Origin of the sequence: Methylococcus sp. ANG (assembly GCF_040730495.1) — a bacterium.
In the GTDB taxonomy this organism is placed as follows: Bacteria; Pseudomonadota; Gammaproteobacteria; order Methylococcales; family Methylococcaceae; genus Methylococcus.
Genome location: NZ_CP160399.1, coordinates 3660001 through 3683606 on the forward strand (window position 1 = coordinate 3660001; position 23606 = coordinate 3683606).

Annotated in this window: 19 protein-coding genes and 2 rRNA genes (1 of these 21 running past the window's edge); 11 read left to right on the forward strand and 10 right to left on the reverse strand. The window is 62.6% G+C overall.

From position 1 onward, the window contains the following. Both ABZN20_RS17870 and rrf read left to right on the forward strand, forming a co-directional pair. A 23S ribosomal RNA gene (locus tag ABZN20_RS17870) occupies positions 1–2691 on the forward strand (it extends 204 nt beyond the left edge of the window). A 97-nt stretch (positions 2692–2788) separates the two neighbouring features. Then, a 5S ribosomal RNA gene (gene rrf, locus ABZN20_RS17875) occupies positions 2789–2901 on the forward strand. A 206-nt stretch (positions 2902–3107) separates the two neighbouring features. On the opposite strand, the gene eutC is transcribed toward rrf, so the two are convergent. Genes eutC through ABZN20_RS17900 form a run of 5 tightly spaced genes read right to left on the reverse strand, consistent with a single transcriptional unit; the run spans position 3108 to position 9733 of the window. Beyond that, a complete protein-coding gene (eutC, locus tag ABZN20_RS17880; RefSeq protein WP_367026133.1) occupies positions 3108–3860 on the reverse strand; it encodes an ethanolamine ammonia-lyase subunit EutC in 753 nt (250 codons plus the stop codon). Then, the gene (locus ABZN20_RS17885; RefSeq protein ID WP_367026134.1) at positions 3857–5245 is read right to left on the reverse strand and encodes an ethanolamine ammonia-lyase subunit EutB; all 1389 of its coding nucleotides are present in this window, start codon (positions 5243–5245) and stop codon (positions 3857–3859) included. The genes eutC and ABZN20_RS17885 overlap by 4 nt, the downstream gene beginning before the upstream one ends. Next, positions 5242–6882 (reverse strand): 2,3-bisphosphoglycerate-independent phosphoglycerate mutase, encoded by a 1641-nt coding sequence (gpmI, locus tag ABZN20_RS17890; RefSeq protein WP_367026135.1) that lies wholly within the window; start codon positions 6880–6882, stop codon positions 5242–5244. Before gpmI ends, ABZN20_RS17885 begins: the two co-directional genes overlap by 4 nt. Before the next feature lie 26 nt (positions 6883–6908). Continuing rightward, positions 6909–8273 carry a TldD/PmbA family protein gene (locus ABZN20_RS17895; protein WP_367026136.1) on the reverse strand — a complete coding sequence of 455 codons (1365 nt, stop codon included), beginning with the start codon at positions 8271–8273 and terminating at the stop codon, positions 6909–6911. Beyond that, a complete protein-coding gene (locus tag ABZN20_RS17900) occupies positions 8270–9733 on the reverse strand; it encodes a TldD/PmbA family protein (protein ID WP_367026137.1) in 1464 nt (487 codons plus the stop codon). Before ABZN20_RS17900 ends, ABZN20_RS17895 begins: the two co-directional genes overlap by 4 nt. Before the next feature lie 125 nt (positions 9734–9858). Between ABZN20_RS17900 and ABZN20_RS17905 the strand changes: the two genes are divergently transcribed. Genes ABZN20_RS17905 through ABZN20_RS17920 form a run of 4 tightly spaced genes read left to right on the forward strand, consistent with a single transcriptional unit; the run spans position 9859 to position 11642 of the window. After that, positions 9859–10377 (forward strand): WbuC family cupin fold metalloprotein, encoded by a 519-nt coding sequence (locus ABZN20_RS17905; RefSeq protein WP_367026138.1) that lies wholly within the window; start codon positions 9859–9861, stop codon positions 10375–10377. Between the two features lie 22 nt (positions 10378–10399). Further along, positions 10400–10876, forward strand: a complete 477-nt coding sequence (locus tag ABZN20_RS17910) for an HMA2 domain-containing protein (RefSeq protein WP_218805775.1) — start codon at positions 10400–10402, stop codon at positions 10874–10876. A gap of 4 nt (positions 10877–10880) precedes the next feature. After that, entirely contained in the window at positions 10881–11198 is a 318-nt protein-coding gene (locus tag ABZN20_RS17915) for a DMT family transporter (protein ID WP_218805776.1), read from the forward strand. A gap of 42 nt (positions 11199–11240) precedes the next feature. Next, on the forward strand, positions 11241–11642 hold the full coding sequence (locus tag ABZN20_RS17920; RefSeq protein WP_255556279.1) for a Dabb family protein: 402 nt from the start codon (positions 11241–11243) through the stop codon (positions 11640–11642). Positions 11643–12138: 496 nt separating this feature from the next. Here the strand turns inward: ABZN20_RS17920 and ABZN20_RS17925 are convergent, their stop codons facing one another. Next, complete coding sequence (locus ABZN20_RS17925; RefSeq protein ID WP_367026140.1) at positions 12139–12438, reverse strand: type II toxin-antitoxin system RelE/ParE family toxin; 300 nt, start codon at positions 12436–12438, stop codon at positions 12139–12141. A 261-nt stretch (positions 12439–12699) separates the two neighbouring features. Between ABZN20_RS17925 and ABZN20_RS17930 the strand changes: the two genes are divergently transcribed. Continuing rightward, positions 12700–12987: a 2Fe-2S iron-sulfur cluster-binding protein gene (locus ABZN20_RS17930; RefSeq protein ID WP_218805777.1), complete on the forward strand. Its 288-nt coding sequence runs from the start codon at positions 12700–12702 to the stop codon at positions 12985–12987. Positions 12988–13248: 261 nt separating this feature from the next. Here ABZN20_RS17930 and bfr read toward each other — a convergent pair whose 3' ends face one another. Further along, positions 13249–13713 (reverse strand): bacterioferritin, encoded by a 465-nt coding sequence (gene bfr, locus ABZN20_RS17935; RefSeq protein ID WP_218805778.1) that lies wholly within the window; start codon positions 13711–13713, stop codon positions 13249–13251. 151 nt (positions 13714–13864) lie between these two features. Between bfr and nifL the strand changes: the two genes are divergently transcribed. From nifL to ABZN20_RS17950, 3 genes are all read left to right on the forward strand, one after another. Next, positions 13865–15433, forward strand: a complete 1569-nt coding sequence (gene nifL, locus ABZN20_RS17940) for a nitrogen fixation negative regulator NifL (protein WP_367026142.1) — start codon at positions 13865–13867, stop codon at positions 15431–15433. Further along, positions 15426–16961, forward strand: a complete 1536-nt coding sequence (gene nifA, locus ABZN20_RS17945; protein ID WP_367026143.1) for a nif-specific transcriptional activator NifA — start codon at positions 15426–15428, stop codon at positions 16959–16961. The genes nifL and nifA overlap by 8 nt, the downstream gene beginning before the upstream one ends. A gap of 230 nt (positions 16962–17191) precedes the next feature. Next, positions 17192–17932, forward strand: a complete 741-nt coding sequence (locus ABZN20_RS17950) for a hypothetical protein (RefSeq protein ID WP_367026144.1) — start codon at positions 17192–17194, stop codon at positions 17930–17932. 108 nt (positions 17933–18040) lie between these two features. On the opposite strand, the gene ABZN20_RS17955 is transcribed toward ABZN20_RS17950, so the two are convergent. Continuing rightward, positions 18041–18448, reverse strand: a complete 408-nt coding sequence (locus ABZN20_RS17955; protein WP_367026145.1) for a hypothetical protein — start codon at positions 18446–18448, stop codon at positions 18041–18043. A 179-nt stretch (positions 18449–18627) separates the two neighbouring features. On the opposite strand from ABZN20_RS17955, the gene ABZN20_RS17960 reads away from it, so the two are divergent. After that, entirely contained in the window at positions 18628–18948 is a 321-nt protein-coding gene (locus tag ABZN20_RS17960) for a ComEA family DNA-binding protein (protein ID WP_367026146.1), read from the forward strand. A 72-nt stretch (positions 18949–19020) separates the two neighbouring features. Here the strand turns inward: ABZN20_RS17960 and ABZN20_RS17965 are convergent, their stop codons facing one another. Continuing rightward, entirely contained in the window at positions 19021–20022 is a 1002-nt protein-coding gene (locus tag ABZN20_RS17965) for a dihydroorotate dehydrogenase-like protein (RefSeq protein WP_218805783.1), read from the reverse strand. A 15-nt stretch (positions 20023–20037) separates the two neighbouring features. Continuing rightward, positions 20038–23604, reverse strand: coding sequence for a pyruvate:ferredoxin (flavodoxin) oxidoreductase (nifJ, locus tag ABZN20_RS17970; protein WP_367026147.1), 3567 nt, complete (start codon positions 23602–23604; stop codon positions 20038–20040). Positions 23605–23606: the final 2 nt, after the last annotated feature.

Genomic DNA, 23606 nt, shown 5'->3' on the forward strand with positions numbered 1-23606 from the left:
GTACCTGGAGGAAAAGAAATCAACCGAGATTCCCTTAGTAGTGGCGAGCGAACGGGGAGCAGCCCTTAAGCATCATTGTTTTTAGTAGAAGCGTCTGGAAAGTCGCACCATAGAGGGTGATAGTCCCGTATACGAAAGGAACGCTGGTGTGAAGACGAGTAGGGCGAGGCACGTGAAACCTTGTCTGAACATGGGGGGACCATCCTCCAAGGCTAAATACTCCTTACCGACCGATAGTGAACCAGTACCGTGAGGGAAAGGCGAAAAGAACCGCGGTGAGCGGAGTGAAATAGAACCTGAAACCGTATGCGTACAAGCAGTGGGAGCCTCGAAAGGGGTGACTGCGTACCTTTTGTATAATGGGTCAGCGAGTTATTCTCAGTGGCAAGCTTAACCGAATAGGGGAGGCGTAGCGAAAGCGAGTCTGAATAGGGCGAATGAGTCGCTGGGAATAGACCCGAAACCGGGCGAGCTATCCATGGCCAGGCTGAAGGTGAGGTAAAACTTACTGGAGGGCCGAACCGGGATCTGTTGAAAAAGATTCGGATGAGCTGTGGATAGGAGTGAAAGGCTAAACAAGCTCGGAGATAGCTGGTTCTCCTCGAAAGCTATTTAGGTAGCGCCTCGTGTCTCACTCTCGGGGGTAGAGCACTGTTTCGGCTAGGGGGTCGTCTAGATTTACCAAACCGATGCAAACTCCGAATACCGAGAAGTGCAATCACGGGAGACACACGGCGGGTGATAAGGTCCGTCGTGAAAAGGGAAAGAGCCCAGACCGCCAGCTAAGGTCCCCAAATCATGGCTCAGTGGAAAACGATGTGGGAAGGCAGAGACAGCCAGGAGGTTGGCTTAGAAGCAGCCATCCTTTAAAGAAAGCGTAATAGCTCACTGGTCGAGTCGGCCTGCGCGGAAGATTCAACGGGGCTAAGCCATGTACCGAAGCTGCGGATTCATCCTTAGGGGTGAGTGGTAGAGGAGCGTTCCGTAGGCCTGCGAAGGTCAACTGAGAAGTTGGCTGGAGGTATCGGAAGTGCGAATGCTGACATAAGTAACGACAAAACGGGTGAAAAACCCGTTCGCCGAAAGCCCAAGGTTTCCTGCGCAACGCTAATCGGCGCAGGGTTAGTCGGCACCTAAGGCGAGGCCGAAAGGCGTAGTCGATGGAAAACCGGTTAATATTCCGGTACCGGCTGCAACTGCGATGGGGTGACGGAGAAGGCTAGGTCAGCCGGGTGTTGGACGTCCCGGTTTAAGCGTGTAGGAAGGTCCCTTAGGCAAATCCGGGGGATCAATTCTGAGGCGTGATGACGGTGCTGAAGGCGACTTCAGCCGAAGTGATTGATGCCAAGCTTCCAAGAAAAACCTCTAAGCTTCAGGTTGCAGGCGGCCGTACCAAAACCGACACAGGTGGGCAGGATGAAAATTCTCAGGCGCTTGAGAGAACTCGGGTGAAGGAACTAGGCAAAATGGTACCGTAACTTCGGGAGAAGGTACGCCCCTGGTAGGTGAAGTGACTTGCTCACGGAGCCGAAGGGGGTTGCAGTGAAACGGTGGCTGCGACTGTTTATTAAAAACACAGCACTCTGCAAAGACGAAAGTCGACGTATAGGGTGTGACGCCTGCCCGGTGCCGGAAGGTTAATTGATGGGGTCAGCGCAAGCGAAGCTCTTGATCGAAGCCCCGGTAAACGGCGGCCGTAACTATAACGGTCCTAAGGTAGCGAAATTCCTTGTCGGGTAAGTTCCGACCTGCACGAATGGCGTAACGATGGCCACACTGTCTCCACCCGAGACTCAGTGAAATTGAACTTGCTGTGAAGATGCAGTGTACCCGCGGCTAGACGGAAAGACCCCGTGAACCTTTACTATAGCTTTGCACTGGACTTTGAATTGACTTGTGTAGGATAGGTGGGAGGCTGAGAAACTCGGACGCCAGTTCGGGTGGAGCCGACCTTGAAATACCACCCTGGTGAATTTGGAGTTCTAACCCAGGTCCGTAATCCGGATCGGGGACCGTGCATGGTGGGTAGTTTGACTGGGGCGGTCTCCTCCCAAAGCGTAACGGAGGAGCACGAAGGTGCGCTCAGCGTGGTCGGAAATCACGCACAGAGTGTAAGGGCAAAAGCGCGCTTGACTGCGAGACGAACAAGTCGAGCAGGTACGAAAGTAGGTCCTAGTGATCCGGTGGTTCTGTATGGAAGGGCCATCGCTCAACGGATAAAAGGTACTCCGGGGATAACAGGCTGATACCGCCCAAGAGTTCATATCGACGGCGGTGTTTGGCACCTCGATGTCGGCTCATCACATCCTGGGGCTGTAGCCGGTCCCAAGGGTATGGCTGTTCGCCATTTAAAGTGGTACGCGAGCTGGGTTTAGAACGTCGTGAGACAGTTCGGTCCCTATCTGCCGTGGGCGTTGGAGATTTGAGGGAAGTTGCTCCTAGTACGAGAGGACCGGAGTGAACGAACCGCTGGTGTTCCGGTTGTTTCGCCAGAAGCATTGCCGGGTAGCTATGTTCGGACAGGATAACCGCTGAAAGCATCTAAGCGGGAAGCCCCTCCCAAGATGAGATCTCCCTGGGACCGCGAGTCCCCTGAAGGGCCCTGGAAGACCACCAGGTTGATAGGTCGGGTGTGGAAGTGCAGTAATGCATGAAGCTAACCGATACTAATTGCCCGTGAGGCTTGACCATATAACACCCAAGACGTTTGGGTGTGTGCCAGACAGACCGCGAACACCGTGTACGTTGACCAAATTCCTCAAGAGCTCGAGCTCGATCACCAGTTTTGCCTGGCGGCCAGAGCGAGCGGGAACCACCCGATCCCATCCCGACCTCGGAAGTGAAACCGCTTAGCGCCGATGATAGTGCAGATACCTGTGCGAAAGTAGGGAACTGCCAGGCTCTTAATTCAACAACAACAATCAACCCCGATCTCCTCGACCGAGACTCGGGGTTTTTTGTTGCCCGCCGCTGTCGCGGCTGCCCTTGTTCTAGGGCGTTCGCGTACCGATAACAAACCAGTTGATCGTTCCCAAACCGATCAAGGCGATAATTAACCCGATCTGAAACCGCAGATCCATGGCGTTCATGATCGGCTAGCCAAAGTGTCAACGCCCAGCGGTAATTGCGCGGAACTGTGTCTCGTCCTTCAGGGCGACGCCGGAAAGACCAAGCCGGAACGATTCGCGGGTCAGGTAAACAAGTTTGGACGCCGCCTCGTGGTAACCCAGACCTGCGGGCGGTCGGACGTTGGAAATGTAGTTGCGCTCGGCGTTGGACCTGCCGGGACGGGGAGCGTAGGTGAAGTAGAGTCCTAAGCTGTCATCGGCGCTGAGGCCGGGACGTTCGCCGATAACGATTACGGCGACCTGGGCATGCAAGCCTGCTCCGACCGGATCCGACACGGCGACACGGCCGTTGGCGACGAGGCAAACCGGTCCCAGGCGCAGGTCATTTTCGCAGCAGGCGCTGGCAATTGCCTGGACCAGCGGAAGTCCGTGCCGGTCGAGTGCCGTCGAAGACAATCCGTTGGTGACGACCAGCGCAATGTCCATGGCTTCGGGCGGCGGACACCGAAGTTTCCGTTCGGACTCCCTGTCGAGCATCTGGCCCAGGTCGGGCCGTTTGAGGTATTCGGCACGGTCCGCGACGGGGGTCGCCAGCAGTAGCGGCCGTAATCCAAGCGCACGGACTCCTTCGGCGAAGGCTTCGACGTCCCACGGCTTGTGCACCGCGTCGCGCGCGGAGGCATGGGCGAGCTGAAAATCCAACAGTGCCGCGGTCGGTAAGGCATGTCCGGCGTGCCCCAGTGCGATGCGCGCCTGCGTGAGCGTACGCAGTTCGCTCCAGCGGTCGTTCATGACGCGCTCCCGGTGAAGCGGCCGAAGGCGCTCAGCAAAGGAGTGGCGGAGCGCCGTCCGGACAGCGCGTTCCGTCCGTCGAAAATACCCATGCGTTCCAGCCAGGCTTCGAACTCCGGGGCGGGCCGAAGTCCGAGCACCCGCCGCAAATACAGTGCGTCGTGGAACGAGGTGCTCTGGTAGGCGAGCATGATGTCGTCGGCGCCGGGGATCCCCATGACGTAGGTGCAACCGGCGATGCCGAGCAGGGTGAGCAGGTTGTCCATGTCGTTCTGGTCGGCTTCGGCGTGATTGGTGTAGCAGACGTCGCAGCCCATCGGCAAACCTAGCAGTTTGCCGCAGAAATGGTCTTCCAGGCCGGCGCGGATGATCTGCTTGCCGTCGTAGAGATATTCCGGGCCGATGAAGCCGACCACGGTATTCACCAGCAGCGGCGAAAATTCCCGGGCGACGGCGTAGGCGCGGGCCTCGCAGGTCTGGGCGTCGAGACCGTGGTGAGCGCCGGGGGACAGGGCACTGCCCTGGCCGGTTTCGAAATACATGAGGTTGTCGCCCAGGGTGCCTCGTTTCAGTTCGAGCGCCATCTGCCGGGCTTCGCGAAGCATGGCGAGGTCGACGCCGAAGCTGCGGTTCGCCGCCTCGGTGCCGGCGATCGACTGGAATACCAGATCGACCGGTGAGCCACGCCGGATCAACTCCATGGTGGTCGTCACATGGGACAGGACGCATGACTGGGTGGGGATCTCGTAACGGATGCGCAATTCGTCGAGCAGGCTCAGCAGGGCGTGGACGTTTTCCAGATTATCGGTGGCGGGATTGATGCCGATCACGGCATCGCCGCTGCCGTAAAGCAGGCCATCCAGGGTGCTGGCGGCGATGCCCGTGGGATCGTCGGTCGGATGGTTGGGCTGCAGGCGGGTGGAGAGCCGGCCCGGCAAGCCGATGGAATTCCGGAATCGGGTCGTGACGCTGCAACGGCGGGCGACCGCGATCAGATCCTGGTTGCGCATGATCTTGCTGGTCGCCGCCACCATTTCCGGCGTCAGGCCCCGGGCCAGGGCGTTCAAGTCGCCAGATTCCGCCAGCAGCCATTCGCGGAATTCGCCGACGCAGAGCGATGCGACCGGCGAGAACGCTGAAGCATCGTGCTGTTCCAGGATCAGCCGTGAGACCTCGTCCCGTTCCGGCGGAATCAACGGTTCCTCCAGGAACCGCCGCAACGGCACGTCGGCGAGGATGCGCTGGGCCACGGCCCGCTCCTCTTTGCTGGCCGCCGCCAGACCCGCCAGTTCGTCGGCGGAGCGCAGTGGCGAGGCCACGGCCAAGAGGCTTCGCAGGTCGGGAAAACGGTAGCCCCTGCCTCTGACCGACGCTGAGTATTTCATCTGAACTCCAGCAGCCCCCGGTCCCACATGTCCGGCGCCTCGTATCCCAGCAGGTTCACCGTGGTGGCTGCCACGGCACTCAAGCCGGCCTCGCCCGGATTATTGACGATCGCTCGGCGGCGGCTGTCGTAATAGATGAATGGCACGGGGTTGAGCGTGTGCGAAGTCTTGGCCTTGGGAGCGCCGCTCTGGCTTCGCTGGGGCTCGCCGGTTTTCTTGTCCAGTTCGTACATTTCGTCGGCGTTGCCGTGGTCGGCAGTGATCAGGGCCACGCCGTCGAGGGCATCGATCACCGGCAGCAGCCGAGCCAGCGCCAGATCCACGGCTTCGACGGCGATGATCGTCGCTTGGTAGTTACCGGTGTGCCCGACCATGTCGCCGTTGGCGTAGTTGACGCGCGCGGTGCGGTGCTTGCCGGTCTTGAGCTGGCGGATCAGCTCGTCGGTGATTTCGGCCGATTTCATCCAGGGGCGCTGTTCGAACGGCACCCTGTCGGAAGGAATTTCGACGTAGGTTTCCAGCGACTCGTCGAACCTGCCGCTGCGATTGCCGTTCCAGAAATAGGTGACGTGCCCGTATTTCTGGGTTTCGGAGATCGCGAGTTGGGTGATGCCTTCCGCCGCCAGATATTCGCCCATCGTGCCACGGATGGCCGGGGGCGACACCAGATAGCGCCGGGGGATGCCGAGGTCGCCGTCGTACTGGAGCATGCCGGCGTAGGTCACGCCGGGATGGCGCACGCGGTCGAAGGGCGCGAATTCCTCTTCTTCGAAGGCTCGGCTGATTTCGATCGCCCGGTCGCCGCGGAAGTTGAAGAAGATCACGCTGTCCTTGTCCAATATCCGTCCGACGGGTTCGCCGTCGTGGGCGACGATGAAGGGTGGCAGGTCCTGGTCGATGACGCCGGGATGCTCCGCACGCAGGGTCTCGATGGCCTGCGCCGCCGATTCGAAATGGCGTGCCTCGCCCAGCACATGGGTGCGCCAGCCGCGTTCGACCATGCCCCAGTCGGCTTCGTAGCGGTCCATGGTGATGTTCATGCGTCCGCCGCCGCTGGCGATGCGGACATCGAATGCTTCGTTCCGGAGTTCCGCAAGGAAGGCTTCGAACGGCCCGACATAGTCCAGCGCGGAGGTTTCGGGTACGTCCCGGCCGTCCAGCAGGATATGGACGCGTACCCGCCGTTGGCCTTCGGCTTTGGCCCGCGCGATCATCGCCTTGAGGTGGTCGATGTGGGAATGGACGTTGCCGTCGGAGAACAGGCCGATGAAATGCAGGGTCGATCCGTGTTCCCTGGCGTTGGCGACGACTTCCCGCCATGCCGTACCCTCGAACAGCGCGCCGGAGGCGATCGCTTCCGCGACCAGGGCGGCGCCCTGTTGGTAGACCTGGCCGGAACCCAGCGCATTGTGGCCGACCTCGGAATTGCCCATGTCCTCGTCGCTGGGCATGCCCACGGCCTTGCCGTGCGCCTTGAGGAAGGTATGCGGGTGGGTCGCCAGCAGCCGGTCCAGGGTGGGGGTGTAGGCTTGGGCGATGGCGTTGCCGGCGGTTTTGGGGCTGTAGCCGAAGCCATCCATGACGATGGTGACGACCGGGCCTTGGATGCCGGGGAAGGTAGGGTGCTTTTTCAACATGGGGTTTGTCGTGGGACGGAGTCGGGTTAGAGGGTCAGCCTGAAGCGGGACAGCAGGATGCCGGGCACCTTGCAGCCGCCCAGCGAGCGCTGTTCGTAGGTATCGGTGGAGCGGAACAGCCGGGCTTCGTCGCTCAGTGCCTCGAGTTCCGCACCGAAGATGCGGAAAAGGCTGTCGTCGAAACGCAGGTCGTGGATGGGGGCGACGATCTCGCCGTGCTCGATAAGGAAACAGGCGTAGCGGGTCATGCCGGTCACCCGGGCGCTCTGCAGGTCGCTCCAATTGAGGTAATGCAGGTTGCCGATGTAAAGGCCCGAATCCAGCCGTTTCAGCACGTCTCGTTCGGGCAGATCGCCGGGCAGTATTTCCGGCGAGCGCAGCTGCTCTTCCGACCACAGACCGGATTCGGCGCCGTTGGAGGCCACGCCGTACTCCCGGGCCGAGCGTGCCCCGATCAAGAGATTCTTCAGGGCGCCGCGTTCGGCGATGGGCAGTTGCTCGGGGGCGACTTCCCCGAGGCCGTTGAACCTCGGGCCGAGCCCGAGCGCGAAGTTTTCCCTCAGGCTGAACTGGTCGGACAAGGGTACTTCCCCCTCGATCCAGCGTCGCAGGGCCGATCCTCCCTTCTTCCAGGCGCCGTAGCTGACCGCGCCCCAGGACAGCAGGTCGACGATATGGGCGACGGCGGCAGGGGCGAGATAGGCGCGGTATTCGCCCGGCGGCAGCGTCCTGGAAGGCATCCGTAGTCGGTCGAGCCGTTGGCGGTCCGCTTCGATGGCGACGGCAAAATCGGCGGCGCTCCAGTCCGTGCCGCACAGCAAGCCTTTGACCGCCTTGTTTTCGCCCGCCGAATTCACGGTGAACAGGGAATAGTCGAGGAAAAAGCCGGAAGTCCCAAACCAGTGGCGCTGCCCCGTCGAATTCCGTACGGCACGAACCTGCGGGCCGGCGGCGAACAGCCCGGCGAAATCAGTGCCGACGGTCGTGAGGGCGATTTGTTCGACGACCACCGCCGGGTCGGGCAGTGCGGCCTCGTGCCACTCCTCGCTCTGGCCGTGATTTTCCAGCGGTGATGCGAAAGGGTCGGGCGGCAGGGATGCGGCTTCCGAGCGGGCCCGCGCCAGCAGCGCGCGGAGGTCGCAGAGATCCCGGTCCGCCCGGCCGGACAGGTCCGTCGTGAGTTTCGCACTCCGGTCTCGAGCCCGAAAATCCAGCTCCAGCCGCAATTGGCGGACGCCGGTCGCCTGCCTGACCTTGCCCGCATTGAAGCGAAGATAGGTCTGGTCTTCTCCCGACAGGCTCAAGCTTGCCGTTTCCCCCGGGCGGAGCGCGGCGAAGGCGTCGTCGCTCAGCCGTTCCAGGAGGCGATGGGCTTCCTGCGCAAAGCTCACCGGCCGCCCCCGAAGACTTCCACGCCGGAAAACAGGCAATGCGGCGAAGCGTGGCCGACCCGGATCATCTGGTTGGGTTCGCCCTTCCCGCAGAACGGGGTGCCGAAAACACCAAGGGTGTCCCGGTTACCGACCTTTTTCAGCGAATGCCAGAAGGGGATGCTGACGCCCCGGTAGTTGGGATTCCGGACCACGCGGCTCAGTCGCCCGTCCTTGATCAGGCGCGCGTATTCGCACCCGAACTGGAACTTTCGCCGGTAGTCGTCGATCGACCAGGAGCGGTTGGCGCTCATGTAGATGCCGCGCTCGACCGAGGCGATCATTTCGTCCAGGGTGCTGTCGCCGGGTTCGAGGTTGAGGTTGGCCATGCGGTCGATCGGCGCCCGGTTCCAGCCCGCCGAACGGAAATTGGCGACGCCGGGAAGGCCGAGCCGCGCCTGGCTTTCCAAGCTGCCGAGCCCGCGGAGCAGCAGGCCGCCCTGGATCAAATATTCGCGTTCGGCGCGGTTGCCGCCGTCGTCGAAGCCGTAGGAGGCGAATTCGCCTGGGAGGGTGGGATCGGAGCTGACGTTCATCAGGGGCGATCCGTATTGCAGCCGGCCGAAATCCTCCGGTTTGACGAAGCTCCAACCCGCGTAGTTGCGCTCGTCGCCGAGAATGCGGTCCAGTTCCAGGGGATGGCCGACCGATTCGTGGATCTGCAGCAGCATCTGGTCCGGCGCCAGCAGCAGATCGCGCGTGTCGCTCGGACAATCTTCCGCAGTCAGCAGTTCCAAGGCCTCCCGACCGGCCCGTTCGCATTCCCCGTAGATGCGGTCGAAGTCGAGCGTTTCGAGCCCGCCCTGCAGGCACCGGGCAACTGGGCCGTTCAGGGAGCGCCGCTGGATTTCCGGACCGTCCTGGGCAGTCGCCATGAAGTTCTGGCTGACCAGATGGAAGCGCTGAGCGACGTCGGCACCGCTCGAGGTGACGTATCGGCTCGAATGCTCGGTCAGGGTGATTTCGGCCGACGTCTCGACGATGTTGCCGGACACCCGCAGCCGGGCGCAGGCGGCGATCAGATTGGCCGTCAGTTCACCCAGGGAGAGGGCGTCGAAGCGCCGCTCGCAGGGGCCGGTGACAGTGCCGTACACGGCGGGGCGCAGGCGGGGGGAAAAAACGGCCACGGCATGGCGGGCACTCGCGCGGGCCAGTCGGGCGGCGCGGCTCGCCGCTTCGCGCAAGCCGGTATGCGACAGGTCGGGAGTCGCCGCGTAGGCCAGATTGCCGTCCATCACGGCTTCGACCATCGCGCCCCGGCTGACATGTACCTGGTTCCGGTCGGGCCGGCCGTTGCGGACGGCACGGTGCTGGCTGACTTCTTCGACGAAGCGTAAACCGACCCAGTCGGCCTCGCCGGCAAGGGAGGAGAGCGCCGACACCGGGTCGAATTCTGCAGGGGCGGCTTCGGGTGCGTTCATGGCGGCCGGATGGGGTGTCGGTCCGAGGGGCTTACGGCGGATTTTATCAGTTCCGGGCCGGCAAGATTGCGCGATTCATACGGGCGGGATACGCTGGGAGCCAGGTTTGACATCAGGATTTCTCCATGCCGTCACTTGTCGACATGAAGCTTTTCACCGCCGGAATGCTGACCGGGCTGAGTGAAGAAGCCGCGCGTTCGGCCCGCTTGCGCAAGAACCTCAACGTTCATCCGGTATTGGAGGACCCTGTCCAGCGCTTGTTCAACGCCATGGAGCCCGGCACCTACGCGCGGCCACACCGCCATTCCCGCCCTGATGGCTGGGAGCTGATGGTCGTGGTGCGCGGTGCGTTTTCGGTATTGCGTTTCGACGATCATGGCCGCGTCGTCGAAAGGGTCGATCTGCGGGCGGACGGAGGTGACTGCGCCGTCGAAATTCCGGCGGGGTCCTGGCACACGGTGGTCAGCCGGCTGCCCGGAACCGTCATGTTCGAGGTCAAGCCGGGACCCTATTCGCCGATCGCCGACAAGGATTTTGCCGCCTGGGCGCCGGAAGAGGGGAGCGCGGATGCGACCGCACTGGTGCGCCGGCTGGAATCGGCGCAGCCGGGCGACCGGGTCGTTTCCACCGGCTGCCATTCATGATTCATTGGGGTGCGAGGTTGCCATGACGAACGGCCAGGCCAAGAGCCATCACGGTTCCCCCCGGCACGGATTGCACGTGACGCATGCCGTACCGGGCCGCATCCGGTTGAAGTCCGAACGCCTGAAGGGACGGCCGGAGGAGGCAGAGCGGCTCGCCGCGCGACTCTCCAAAGTGGAGGGAATCCATCATGCCGCGGTCAATCCGGCGACCGGCAGCATCACTCTCCACTATCATTCGAGGGCGCTGGAGTCGCTCACGTTTTTTGCCGAACTGGCGGCGGCTCTGGGCCTCATCGCCGTCGACATCGAGGCGGGCGATGTGGAAGGGCTATTCGCGCTGGTGGGGCTTTCGCCTGCCGATGCGGTCCGTTCGCTATGGGGGCGGGGCCATGAGCCGGCACAGGAGGCCGCCGCCGAAAACGGCGTCGCGGGAGATGTGCTCCGGCTGCTGGGGGCTGGTATCGCACTTGGGGTACTCGTCTGGAAGCTGAGCCGCTGAGGGCATGAGCTGGGCATATCTGATCCTGGCCGGCTGCCTGGAAATCGGCTGGCCGCTCGGTTTCAAACTGTCGCAAACCGAAGGCGCACGGCTGCCGGGCCTGGTGCTGGCCGTGCTGTGCATGGCGCTGAGCGGCCTTTTCCTGTGGCTGGCGCAGCGGGAGATTTCCATGGGCACGGCTTACGCCGTATGGACCGGCATCGGCGCGGCCGGTACCTTTTTCGCCGGCGTATGGTTTTTCGGCGATGCGGCCAGCTTGGGACGGTACCTGGGGGCGGCGCTGATCGTGGCAGGCGTGGTGACCCTCAAGCTGGCGCATTGAAGTGGGGGTGTCGGGTTTTTCAACACAACGAGGGATTAGACGATGTTCAAGCAAATTTGCATTTCGGGGGCGGTGCTGCTCGGCTGTGTGTTTCCCACGGTGGGTTCGGCGGATGTCATTCCGGCGGACGGCGGGCGGGTCCAGCACGTGGTCATCGTGTGGCTGAAGGACCATGGCAACCCGGCCGCTCGGCAGCAGTACATCGAAAACAGCCGGCGTCTTGGCAAATTGCCCATGGTTCTCCGCTATCAGGTGGGAACGGTCTTGGCCGGGGATAGAGCCGTGGTCGACGGTTCCTACGACGTGGGGGTAGTGGCTACGTTCGAAAACGACCAGGCGCTACGGGACTACCTGGCGCATCCCGAGCATCGCAAAGTGATCGAGGAGTCCCTCAAACCGCTGGTGGAAAAAGCCGTGGTCTACGACTTCAAGGAGTCGAACTGAGTTTCCGCGGGCGTTCAGCCGGCCCAACGCGGCTTCTGCTTGTAAGCATCGCTCAAGAATTCCTGACGTTTTCCGTCGCTCTGTTACAAAAAGGCAGCGGGTCGACTTCGGTCGAGGTTTCGGATGCCTGAATACCCATGGCGCGGGTGCTTCGAGGAATGACGTACACCAATGCGATGCGCCTGTTTCCGGCACGCGCAAGGGGTTCTTAAGCGCGCAACCCCGAGTAGTTCGGCTGCGTGGTCGAGGGGGCATTCGGGGGGCGTATACTGTCTCGCTCGGCACCTTTGCAAGAAGGAAATCGCGCCACCGATGCGAGAAAATTGGCTTCGCCTGGCCGGGTTAGGCGCGGTGATTCCTGATATCACGCGGCCACGGGATTGATCCCTGCGTACCGCTCCGGGTGCTGATTCACTTCCCACAGGTCCACGGCCTGCTGCATGGTCAGCCAGCTCTCCGGGGTGGGTGGGTCTGCGCTGGCCGTGGCGTAAGCTTTTCATCGGTGGTCGTCCCCAAGGTTCACATCGAATGCGTGGCCGTCCTCGAAACGGAAGGTGATCCGCCAGTTTCCGGAAACCGTCACGGCATACCCGCCGGCCCGGTTATGGGCGAGTCCATGAACCCCGAATCCTGGAAGGTTCATGTCTTCCGCTTGGGCTGCGGCGTCCATGCGGCCCAGCAGGCGACGGATGCGGGCGGCATGTTTGGGGTTGATGCCGCGGTGATCGTCATCGGTGAAGCACCTGGACAGTCCCTGGTGTTTGAACGACCGGATCATGGCAGCAGCGTAGTGCACTGGATTACCTCGTCAATCCGATCACAGATCAACCCGGTTCAGCCTGTCCCTCGTCTTCTCTCGAACCAAGTGTCCATGTCGGGGATGTGTCCCGAGATTGGACGGCGGTATCCGTCTGTCGCGTTTGCGACAGGGGAGTCCGGCTCAATGTCGCAAATGCAACAGGTGATATCTCAATAACCACATGAAATACAAAGGAATCGGTCTTGGCATGGGCTCTGCTTGAGAGGGGCAGATAACGGAGAGAGGGTTTTAGCGCGCATGGCCAAAGCTACTGTAACGTTCGAGGACATCGGTGTCACGGTAACCGTCCCGGCCGGAACCCGGATGATCGAAATATCGGAGAAGGTGGGCTCCGGGATCATTTACGGTTGCCGGGAGGGAGACTGCGGCACCTGTCTCATGGTGGTCACTGCCGGCGGAGACAATTTGAGCGAACCGTCCGTTCTGGAAGACAAGATCCTGCGGGAAAACATGGCCGGGAAAAACAACCGGCTGGCTTGCCAGGCGCAGGTTCTGGGCGGCGAAATTTCCGTCAGGCCTGCCTGACTATCCAACGCTGCCGAATGCGGCTTTTCTCTTATTGACCGGGGTCCGGAACGATGAGATATGAGATGAACTGGCTGGAAATCACGGTGGTCATGCTGGTCGTCCTGACCGCCTATTTGATTCTGCGCATCTGCTTCGGCACGGCCTTCAGGCGGGCGCGCATGGAACGATAGCCGGGCAAGAGTTTTCGGCAGCAAATACATGAAACGAAGGCCGTTCCTTAGAGAACGGCCTTCGCGCACGACGTCTGCCGTCGGTTACTCACATCTGAGACTGCAGATAATTTTGCAGGCCCACCTTGCCGATCAGCTCCAGCTGGGTTTCCAGCCAGTCCACGTGCTCCTCCTCGTTTTCGAGGATGTCCTCGAACAGCTCGCGGCTGACATAGTCGCCGCATTTTTCGCAGTAGGCGATGGCATCCTTCAGCAGAGGCAGGGCCTGGTGCTCGAGCTGGAGGTCGCAGCGCAGCATCTCCTCGGGATTCTCACCGATCTTGAGTTTGCCCAGGTCCTGCAGGTTCGGCAGTCCTTCGAGGAACAGAATCCGCTCGATGAGACGGTCGGCATGCTTCATCTCGTCGATGGATTCCTTGTACTCGTGTTCGTTGAGCTTTCCAAAGCCCCAGTTCTTGAACATCCGGGCGTGCAGGAAATACTGGTTGATGGCGGTCAGCTCGTTGGTGAGAACCTTGTTGAGGTATTCGATGACTTGATTGTCGCCTTTCATGTCGGGTACTCCGTGTGGTGAACGCGGTTAGTGTACCCGGGGCCGATGGGTATCGGTAGTGGCAAACATGGACCGCGGGCGCTGCGAAAGCGCCTTGCCGGAAACTCCTGGGCACATATATTGCCTCATGGGTATCGAAGGAGGGATTACCGTGCCAATAGACTTGTCGAATTCTGAAAGCCCATCCGATCGCGATCTGCCGTTCTCCCTGGTGCGCGCAACGGTGGACCAGGCGCCGGTGGCAATTTCGATCACGGATTTGAAAGCCAACATTCTGTACGTCAACGCCGCATTCAGCGAGATCACCGGCTATGCACCACAAGAGTGCATCGGTCGCAACGAATCGATGCTGTCGGACCGCCGCACGCCCCCGGCGGTTTATCAGGAGCTGTGGGGATGCATCACCCGGCAGCAGGCCTGGCGCGGCCGCTTGCTGAACCGCCACCGGGACGGGCGGCGCTACCTTGCCGATCTCACGGTGGCTCCGATGCTGAACGAAGCGGGGGAGACCACGCATTTCATCGGCATGCACCGCGACGTTACGGAAGAGTATCTGCTGCAGCAGCAAGTGCGGCAGCAGACTTTGTTCCTGGAAACCGTGGTGGCATCGATTCCCGTTTCCGCGGTGCTGATCGATGAGAATGGCCGCATCGTCCTGGACAACCTGATGTACAAGGCGCTGGCCAGCGACCTGAAAGTCGAGGAGCCCGCGCTGCTGTTCCTGAAATTGTTGCGCGAGGAATCCGGCGAGGAATGGAGCGATTTCTGGCACCGCGAAAAGGCGTTCAGGAATCTGGAGTTGCGTTTCGATCCGGGTGGCGGCAGACCTTCGCGCTGGTTCTCCTGCGCGGGCCAGTGGTTCCGCCATGAGGAGGGTACGGTCGACGGATTTTTCTCCGGCTCGGAGAAAGGCTATCTGCTGCTGACGGTCGATGACGTCACCCAGCAGAAAAAACAGCAGGAACAATACCGCCTGCGGGGGCTCCAGGCCTTGATGGCCGAGGAGGAAAAGCTCGAGAGCCTGAAGGAAACGCTGTTCGCCGCCATCCACCAGATCCAGGGGCCGCTGAACCTGATCGGCGCGGCCAAGAACATCCTGGACCGCCGCGGTGACGACGCCGGCAACGTGGCGCTGCGCGACCTGCTGCAGCAGGTCATTGCGGCCGGCGAGGCATCCATCTGCACGCTGGAGAAGTGCATACCCCATACCGACAACAATGCGTTCAAACCGGTCAATCTGAATCAGGTGCTGCACGATGCGATCACGCTGCTGACCGAGCGTCTGCTCGCCAGCGGCATCGTGGTGGAATGGGTGCCGACTCCGGTCCTGCCCAGCCTGCGGGGCTCGGAGAACCGGCTGCGCTCGCTGTTCAAACAGGTCATCGAGAATGCCATCGACGCCATGGCGCATTCCAGGCAGCGCGAACTGCGCATCCACACCTGGACGCGCGATCAGTTGATCCACATCACCATCGAGGATACCGGGCCCGGTATACCTCCGGGGCTGCGTACCCAGGTGTTCGAGCCGTTTTTCACCACCAAGGCGAGCCTGGGCCGCCAGCACGTCGGCATGGGGCTGGCCGTCGCCCACGAGATCGTCAACCAGCACAACGGCCTGATCCGCATCGATCCGGACTACAACGAGGGCTGCCGTATCCATATGCAGTTTGAAATCAGACAGACGCAGCCGGAGAGGTCTGCGAAGGTTTCCCATGGTTGACCGTTACGCATTGATCGAGCGGGAGCTCGAAGCCCTTTATCAGGTCGGCCAGGTCTTGAACAGCACGGCCGAGCTCAAGGGCAAGCTCGAGGGAGTGCTCAACGTCCTGCACGAACAGGCCGATCTGCGCTCCGGAATGATCGCGCTGCGGGAACCGGAAACCGGTGCGTTGGTACTGGCGGTACTGCGGCGGGGCGAAGCCGGACGGATTTCCGACGAGCCGGTGCGTTACGAGCCGGGCGAAGGCCTGATCGGCACCATTCTGGAAGCGAACTGCACCATTGTGGTGGAGCGCATTGCCGACGAGCCGCGTTTTCTCGGCCGCCTCGGCCTCTACGATCCGGAGCTGCCCTTCATCGGTTCGCCCATCCATGTGGGCAAAGATGAATTGCTCGGCGTGCTGGCGGCGCAGCCCAGCGAGCGCGAGCTGCTGGGCGAGCGCGCCCGGTTCCTGGAAATGGTGAGCAATCTGGTCGCGCAGAGCGTCGGCCTGCTGCGCGGAATGGAGCAGAAACAGCGTGATCTCACGACCCAATGCGAGCAGTTGCAGCAGACGCTACGCTCGAATTACGGTTTCGAGAACATCATCGGCCGGACGCCGCCGATGCTGCGGGTGTTCGAGACCGTGCGCCAGGTCGCGAAATGGAACACCACGGTGCTGATCCGGGGCGAGTCTGGCACCGGCAAGGAAATGATCGCCAGCGCGATCCACTTCAATTCGCCACGGGCAAGCGGTCCCTTCGTCAAGCTGAACTGTGCCGCCTTGCCTGAAAACCTCCTGGAGTCGGAGCTGTTCGGCCACGAGAAAGGCGCTTTCAGCGGCGCGGTCAACCAGCGCAAGGGACGGTTCGAGCTGGCCAACCATGGAACCCTTTTCCTGGACGAGATCGGCGAAATTTCCCCGGCGTTCCAGGCCAAGCTGCTGCGGGTGCTGCAGGAGGGCGAATTCGAACGGGTCGGCGGGATTCACACGCTCAAGGTCGACGTCAGGATCATCGCGGCGACCAACCGGGACCTGGAGTCCGCGGTGGAGGAGGGATCATTCCGTGAGGACCTTTATTATCGTCTCAACGTGATGCCCATCCAGATGCCGCCTCTGCGCGAGCGCAAGGAGGACATCCCGGAACTCTCCCGTTTCCTGCTGGGCAGGATTTCCCGCAACCAGGGCGACCGGCCCCTGGAAATCAAGGAGAGCGCCATCCGTTCGCTGATGCGGCACGACTGGCCCGGCAACGTGCGCGAGCTGGAAAACCTGCTCGAGCGCGCGGCGATCATGAGCCGCGAAGGGGTCATCGACAGCGAGGTGATCGCTTTGACCGGGCTCAAGGAAAAGCTGACGACGGCGGCCGATGCGGCCTCGTACAAGGCCGACCTGGACGACGAGAACCTGGACGAACGGGAGCGGATCATCGCCGCGCTCGAGCAGAGCGGCTGGGTGCAGGCGAAGGCCGCACGCCTGCTCGACATGACCCCGAGACAGATCGCCTACCGCGTCAAGATCCTGAATATCCACATGAAACACTTGTAGAATCCGCCGCGGCGTTTGCCGCCAGCGGATTCGCCGCCGCAGGGTCCGTATTGACACGCCATGTGCATGTCGGCAGGCTCTTGCCCGTGCGTGCCGGGGGCCGGTCCGCGCGTCCTTCCCAAGAACAATGCGAGGTGGTTATGAATGATGGAAAGCGTCAGGTGAGGCGAGTCAGCGGAGCAGCAAGGATTGGGCCCCGGTCCGGGGTGATTCTCGTCCTCCTGGCGTCGATGGCCGAACCCGCCCTGGCAAAACGGGTGTATTGTCCGACCAATCTCCAGTCGGAGCTGGATGCCATCAAGTCGGGCGGTACCCTGCAGATATCCGGAACCTGCGTCGGCCATTTCGTGGTCTGGAAAAACGTCGAACTTCAAGGCAAAGGCACGGCTCCGACCCTGTTCGGGGCCGGCAGCGGCACGGTGTTGACCATCCTCGGAGCGGCCAACAAGGTCAAGGTGAAGAATCTCACCATCACCGGTGGCGGCGGCGTTGGCGACGGCGCCGGGATTCTCAACTACGGCAACCTGACGCTGGTCGGTTCGGTGGTGATGGGGAACAACGCCGTGAACAACGGCGGCGGTATTTACAATTACGGCACGACCACCCTGAAGCAGTCGCAGGTTACCGGAAACAGCGCCGGCCTGGACGGCGCCGGCGTCTACAACAACAGCTCCGCCTCGGGTTGGGGAACCCTGTCCCTGTACGGGTCCGAGGTGACCGGCAACAAGGCCGGCGGCAGTGGCGGCGGGATTTACAGCTTCGGTTCCGCCTATCTCAAGAATTCCGTGCTGAACGGCAACCAGGCCGGCGGAGACGGCGGCGGACTCAAGAGTGCCCCGGGTTCGATAACCACGATCACCGGTTCCGTGATCACCGGCAACATCGCGGCCAGCAATGGCGGGGTGTCGGGCACCATCACCTTCAAAGGGAAGCAGTCGACGATCAGCGGCAATCTGCCCGACGGCCCCTGAGGCATCGGCGGGATAGCCCGCCGGCCTCGAAATCCCGATCGGCGCGCCGCCTGCGCCTGGCGGCCGATCGGGATTCGCGTGGCCGTCGGCTGGATGCGGTGCCGGCTCTTACGGTGAACCCAGACAGTGGTTCGCGGCCTGGTTGCTCATGATGACCAGGTCGAACGGAAATTCCCCCTTCTGATTGAAATGCACGGCGTCGGCCTTGCTGAGCCGCTGCGATATCTCCTTCGCCATGCATTCGCATATCCGTCCCAGCTCCTGGTCGTTCTTGACGAGGTTGTCGGGATCATTCTGCTGCCCCTTGATGCATTTTTCGACGTAGAGTTTTTCGAAAATCTCGTGCTCGGATTGAGTCACCGGAATGTGCGAAGGCGCAGCAGGGATGGGGCTCGTTGTGGCGGCCGGAGCTGAAGTCTTGGCCGGCTCCGGGGTTTCGCTGCCGCAGCCGGCGAGCAGGGCGGCGGTTGCGGCGAGGCCGGCCAGGGCCCGGCGGAAAGCTTTATCTTGATCCATGGAATGCCCTCAGGATGGGTTTGTTTATGGAGTCTGGGCGCAGGTTCAACGGGAGAGGCACTTTACCCAGCCAGGGCCGGGCAGGGCAAGCCCCGCTCGGAGGCTCCAAGGCCACATTGATTTTCGGAGAACCTCTTCTATAGTAAAAATCTCCTGCAAACCTCAAGTTGGAGTGAAATATGGAAAAGCTGTTCGCCTTGCTTCTGCTCATGTTTTTCAGCATCGCAGCCTGGGCCGAGCCCCTGGACATCAACACCGCAACCGCCGAGGAAATCGCCGCGACGATGACGGGCGTGGGAAAAGCCAAGGCAGAAGCCATCGTGAAGGACCGTGAGGCTCACGGCAATTTCAAGTCGGTCGACGATCTGAAGCGCGTCAAGGGAATCAAGGAAGGCATTCTGTCCAAGAATCGCGACAAGATCGCCGTCAAGGGCGATACGGCCGCCGTCACGCCCGCCGCGGCTGCGACCGCAGCGCCGGCGGCGAAGCCTCCGCACTGAGCCGATAACGGTTTTTTTTTCCTTCGCGGGAAGGCGTGGCTCCCGGGCCGCGCCTTTTTTGTCGTTCCGTGTTCAGACCGGCGGAATCTGAAAAGACTCCAGGACCTTGATGTAGTTGGCCCGTTCGTAGGCGCCGGGATTGGCGATCCTGCCATGGCTCATGCTTCCCTTGAGCAGGGCGACGGATGCGAACCCATGGGCATCCATCCAGTGCTCGAGGCCTTTCACGAGCACCGCGGCGTAGCTGGGGCCGTGCCGGAGCAGGGCCGATGTCGTCATGACGGCATCGGCTCCCGCGAGCAGGTATTTGACGACCTCCCCGGCGCCGGCCACGCCGGTCGTCGCGCCCAGCGAAGGGCCAATCTTGCCGTGCAGCAGGGCGATCCAGAGCAAAGGCAGGCGTATTTCGCCGGGGCTGCTCAGTTCCAGTGAAGGGAGGACCTCCAGCCGCTCGATGTCGACGTCCGGCTGGTAGAAGCGGTTGAACAGCACCAGCGCGTCGGCGCCTGCTCGTTCGAGGCGGCCGGCCATGTGGGCCATGGCGCTGAAGAACGGGCTGAGCTTCAAGGCGACGGGGATGCGCACCGCCGACTTGACCGTCGTCAGGATGTCCACATGGCGCTGTTCGATTTCGTTGCCGGAGATGCCGGGATCGGTTTCGATGCCGTAGATGTTCAGCTCCAGGCCATGGGCGCCGGCCTGTTCGATTTGTCGTGCGTAGTCGATCCAGCCTTCGTCGCTCACGCAGTTCAAACTGGCGATGACCGGAATGTCGACGGCTTCGACGGCCCGCCGGATCAGCTCGAGATAGCGCTCCGGTCCGGCGTGATAATCGGCGGCCGCCGGAAAATAGCTCAACGACTCGGCGAAGCTCTCGCTGCCAGAGGCCATCAGCCGTGAGCACACCTCGTTTTCATGCCGGATCTGCTCTTCGAACAGGGAGAACAGAACGACGGCTGCGACGCCCCCGTCTTCCAGCCGCCGGATGCCGTGGAGGCTTTCCGAAAGCGGGGAGGCCGAGGCGACGACGGGGTGTTTCAAGGTCAGTCCCATGTAGTTTGTGCTGAGGTCCATGGCGCGTCTCCTCGATCATTGGGTCTTGAGGCTGGCGTCGGGATGGAAGTGGGCGCCGCTCCGGCTCGCCATCTCCTCGTAGGTTTCCCACTTCTGGTCGACCGCCTGCTGGGCCAGCGCCATCAAATGCTCGCTTTCCGCCGGGTGGGCGCGGGCCAGCATCCGGTAGCGCAGTTCGTTCATAGCATAGTCCTTGAGTTTGATGCGGGGGCGGGGCGAGTCCAGTACGAAGGGGTTCCGGTCGGATTGCCGCAGCGCCGGGTTGTAGCGGATCAGCGGCCAGTGGCCGCTGGCCGCGGCCAGGTCCTGCTGTTTCAAGCCCTGCCGCATGTCGATGCCGTGGGCGATGCAGTGGCTGTAGGCCAGGATCAGCGAGGGACCGGGATAGGCTTCGGCTTCGCGCAGGGCCAGCAACGCCTGCTGGGGATTGGCGCCCATGGCGATCCGGGCGACGTAGACGTTGCCGTAAGCGATGGCCTGCAGTGCGACGTCCTTCTTGGCGACCGGTTTGCCGGCGGCGGCGAATTTGGCGACGGCGCCGAGCGGGGTGGATTTCGACATCTGGCCGCCGGTGTTGGAGTAGACCTCGGTGTCCAGCACCAGGACGTTGACGTCCCGGCCGCTGGCCAGGACATGGTCGAGCCCGGCCGAGCCGATGTCGTAGGCCCAGCCGTCGCCGCCGACGATCCAGATGCTGCGCCGTACCAGATGGTCGGCCACCGAGAGCAGGTCCTGCGCCGCTTCGCAATCGATGTCCCGCAAGGCGGATTTCAGGGCGGCGACGCGCAGGCGCTGGCGGCGGATTTCGGATTCGGTGAGCTGCGGCGCGTTCAATATTTCGTCGACCAGCCCGGCCGGCAGCTGTTGCCCAAGTTCTTCCAGCCGCTGGCGGGCGAGGGCCAGATGCTTGTCGGCGCTGAGCCGGAACCCTAAGCCGAATTCGGCATTGTCCTCGAACAGCGAGTTCGACCAGGCCGGGCCGCGGCCTTCCGCGTTCTTGGTCCAGGGGGTGGTCGGCAGGTTGCCGCCGTAGATCGAGGAGCAGCCGGTGGCGTTGGCGACGAGCAGGCGGTCGCCGAACAACTGGGACAGGAGGCGCACGTAGGGTGTTTCGCCGCAGCCGGCGCAGGCACCGGAGAACTCGAACAGCGGCTCCAGGAACTGGGCGCCGCGCACGGAGGAGAAGTCCACCCGCGAGCGGTCGTTGACCGGCAGTTGCTCGAAGAAGCGGATGCCGATGCGTTCCTGTTCCAGGATCGGGGCTTTCGGCCGCATGTTGATCGCCTTGACGCCGGCTTCCCGCGGGCTGCGGGCCGGGCAGACCTCCACGCACAGGCCGCAGCCGGTGCAGTCCTCCACGTAGAGCTGCAGGGTATAGCGGGTTTCCGGGAAGCCGCGCGCGTTGATGGGGGCGGACTTGAAGCCGCCGGGCGCATTTTCGAGCAGCGATTCCGGATAGAACTTGGAGCGGATGACGCTGTGCGGGCAGACGAAGCCGCAGTTGCCGCATTGGATGCAGAGGTCCGGTTCCCACACCGGTACGGTATCGGAAATGTTGCGCTTCTCCCAGCGGGTGGTGCCGGAGGGATAGGTGCCGTCGACCGGCAGGGCGGACACCGGCAAGGCGTCGCCGGCGCCGGCCATCATGGCCGCCGTCACCCGCTGGACGAATTCCGGCGCTTCGGGCGGCACCGGCGGCGCCATTTCCAGGCGGCTGCTGGACCGCGCCGGTACTTCCACCCGGTACAGATGCGCCAGGGTATGGTCCACCGCGGCGAAGTTCATCTTGACCACGTCCTCGCCTTTCTTGCCGTAGGTCTTGCGGATCGAGGCCTTGATCCGCTCGATCGCCTCCTCGCGCGGCAGCACGCCGGAGATGGCGAAGAAGCAGGTCTGCATCACGGTATTGGTCCGGCTGCCCATGCCGGATTCCGCGGCGACCTTGGAGGCGTCGATGACGTAGAAAGCGATATCCTTTTCGATGATGCGCTCCTGTACCGGGCGGGGCAAACGGTCCCACACCGCGTCCGGCCCGTACGGGCTGTTGAGCAGGAACACCGCATTCTGGCGGGCGAGTTCCAGCACGTCGTTTTTTTCCACGATGTTGAACTGGTGGCAGCCGATGAAGCCGGCGGAGCGGATCAGATAGGGCGATTCGATCGGGCGGGGGCCGAAGCGCACGTGGGAGACGGTGCGCGAGCCCGATTTCTTCGAGTCGTAGACGAAGTAGCCTTGCGCGTGCAGCGGGGTGGATTCGCCGATGATCTTGATGCTGTTCTTGTTGGCCCCCACCGTACCGTCCGCGCCCAGGCCGAAGAACAGGGCACGCACCACGTCGTCCGGCTCGATCTCGAACCGCTCGTCGTAATCCAGGCTGGTGTGGGAGACGTCGTCGCGGATCCCGATGGTGAAATGGTTCTTCGGCTCCGGCTGGGCCAACTCGTCCAGCACCGCCTTGGCCATGGCCGGCGTGAATTCCTTGGACGAGAGGCCGTAGCGGCCGCCGATGACTCGGACCGATGAGCCGTGTTCCGCCAGCGCCGTGACCACGTCGGTGTAGAGCGGCTCGCCGATGGAGCCCGGCAGCTTGAGCCGGTCCAGCACCGCGATGGCCCGGACGCTCGCCGGCAACGCCGCCAAAAAGTAGGGTGTGGAGAAGGGCAGGGCGAGGCGTACCTGCACCACGCCGACCTTCTCGCCCTGCCGGCACAGGAAGGCCACGGTCTCGCGCAGGGTGAGCGCTCCCGATCCCAGGATCACCGCGACCCGTTCGGCCTGCGGGTCGCCGAAGTAATCGAACAAACGGTACTGCCGGTCGGTGAGCGCCGCGAATTTGTCGAACTGCGCCTGCACGATCTCCGGCAAGCGGGCATAGAACGGGTTGACGGTCTCCCGGCCCTGGAAATAGACGTCCGGGTTCTGGGCGGTGCCGCGGATGAAGGGATGGTCCGGATTCAGTGCCCGCGTCCGATGCTCCCGGACCTTGGCGGGATCGATCATGGCGCGGATGTCCTCGTCGGCGATCAGCTTCAACTTGTTGACCTCGTGCGAGGTGCGGAAGCCGTCGAAGAAATGTACGAAGGGAATCCGCGATTCGAGGGTGGCGGCCTGGGCCAGCAGGGCCATGTCGTGCGCCTCCTGCACGGAAGCGGAGGCGAGCTGGGCGAAGCCGGTGGGGCGCACGGCGGCGACGTCCGAATGGTCGCCGAAGATGGACAAGCCCTGGGCGGCGAGTGCGCGGGCGGCGACGTGGAACACCGTAGGGGTGAGCTCGCCGGCGATTTTGTACATGTTCGGGATCATCAGGAGCAGGCCCTGCGAGGCGGTGAAAGTGGTGGTCAAGGCGCCTGTCTGTAGCGCCCCGTGCACCGCGCCGGCGGCTCCGCCTTCGCTCTGCATCTCCACCACCAGCGGCACGTTGCCCCAGATGTTGGGCTTGCCTTCGGCCGCCCACTGGTCGGCCAGTTCGGCCATGGTGGAGGAGGGAGTGATCGGATAGATCGCGCAGACCTCGTTGATCCGGTAGGCGATGTAAGCCACCGCCTCGTTGCCCTCGAGCGTGGTTTCCGTGGTCGGATGCATGG

What these genes read in the sequence shown, in the direction of transcription:
- eutC (WP_367026133.1), bottom strand. Translation starts at nt 3,860, where the DNA reads ATGAACGACCGCTGGAGCGAACTGCGTACGCTCACGCAGGCGCGCATC.
- ABZN20_RS17885 (WP_367026134.1), bottom strand. Translation starts at nt 5,245, where the DNA reads ATGAAATACTCAGCGTCGGTCAGAGGCAGGGGCTACCGTTTTCCCGAC.
- gpmI (WP_367026135.1), bottom strand. Translation starts at nt 6,882, where the DNA reads ATGTTGAAAAAGCACCCTACCTTCCCCGGCATCCAAGGCCCGGTCGTC.
- ABZN20_RS17900 (WP_367026137.1), bottom strand. Translation starts at nt 9,733, where the DNA reads ATGAACGCACCCGAAGCCGCCCCTGCAGAATTCGACCCGGTGTCGGCG.
- ABZN20_RS17905 (WP_367026138.1), top strand. Translation starts at nt 9,859, where the DNA reads ATGCCGTCACTTGTCGACATGAAGCTTTTCACCGCCGGAATGCTGACC.
- ABZN20_RS17910 (WP_218805775.1), top strand. Translation starts at nt 10,400, where the DNA reads ATGACGAACGGCCAGGCCAAGAGCCATCACGGTTCCCCCCGGCACGGA.
- ABZN20_RS17915 (WP_218805776.1), top strand. Translation starts at nt 10,881, where the DNA reads ATGAGCTGGGCATATCTGATCCTGGCCGGCTGCCTGGAAATCGGCTGG.
- ABZN20_RS17920 (WP_255556279.1), top strand. Translation starts at nt 11,241, where the DNA reads ATGTTCAAGCAAATTTGCATTTCGGGGGCGGTGCTGCTCGGCTGTGTG.
- ABZN20_RS17930 (WP_218805777.1), top strand. Translation starts at nt 12,700, where the DNA reads ATGGCCAAAGCTACTGTAACGTTCGAGGACATCGGTGTCACGGTAACC.
- bfr (WP_218805778.1), bottom strand. Translation starts at nt 13,713, where the DNA reads ATGAAAGGCGACAATCAAGTCATCGAATACCTCAACAAGGTTCTCACC.
- nifA (WP_367026143.1), top strand. Translation starts at nt 15,426, where the DNA reads ATGGTTGACCGTTACGCATTGATCGAGCGGGAGCTCGAAGCCCTTTAT.
- ABZN20_RS17950 (WP_367026144.1), top strand. Translation starts at nt 17,192, where the DNA reads ATGGCCGAACCCGCCCTGGCAAAACGGGTGTATTGTCCGACCAATCTC.
- ABZN20_RS17955 (WP_367026145.1), bottom strand. Translation starts at nt 18,448, where the DNA reads ATGGATCAAGATAAAGCTTTCCGCCGGGCCCTGGCCGGCCTCGCCGCA.
- ABZN20_RS17960 (WP_367026146.1), top strand. Translation starts at nt 18,628, where the DNA reads ATGGAAAAGCTGTTCGCCTTGCTTCTGCTCATGTTTTTCAGCATCGCA.
- ABZN20_RS17965 (WP_218805783.1), bottom strand. Translation starts at nt 20,022, where the DNA reads ATGGACCTCAGCACAAACTACATGGGACTGACCTTGAAACACCCCGTC.
- nifJ (WP_367026147.1), bottom strand. Translation starts at nt 23,604, where the DNA reads ATGCATCCGACCACGGAAACCACGCTCGAGGGCAACGAGGCGGTGGCT.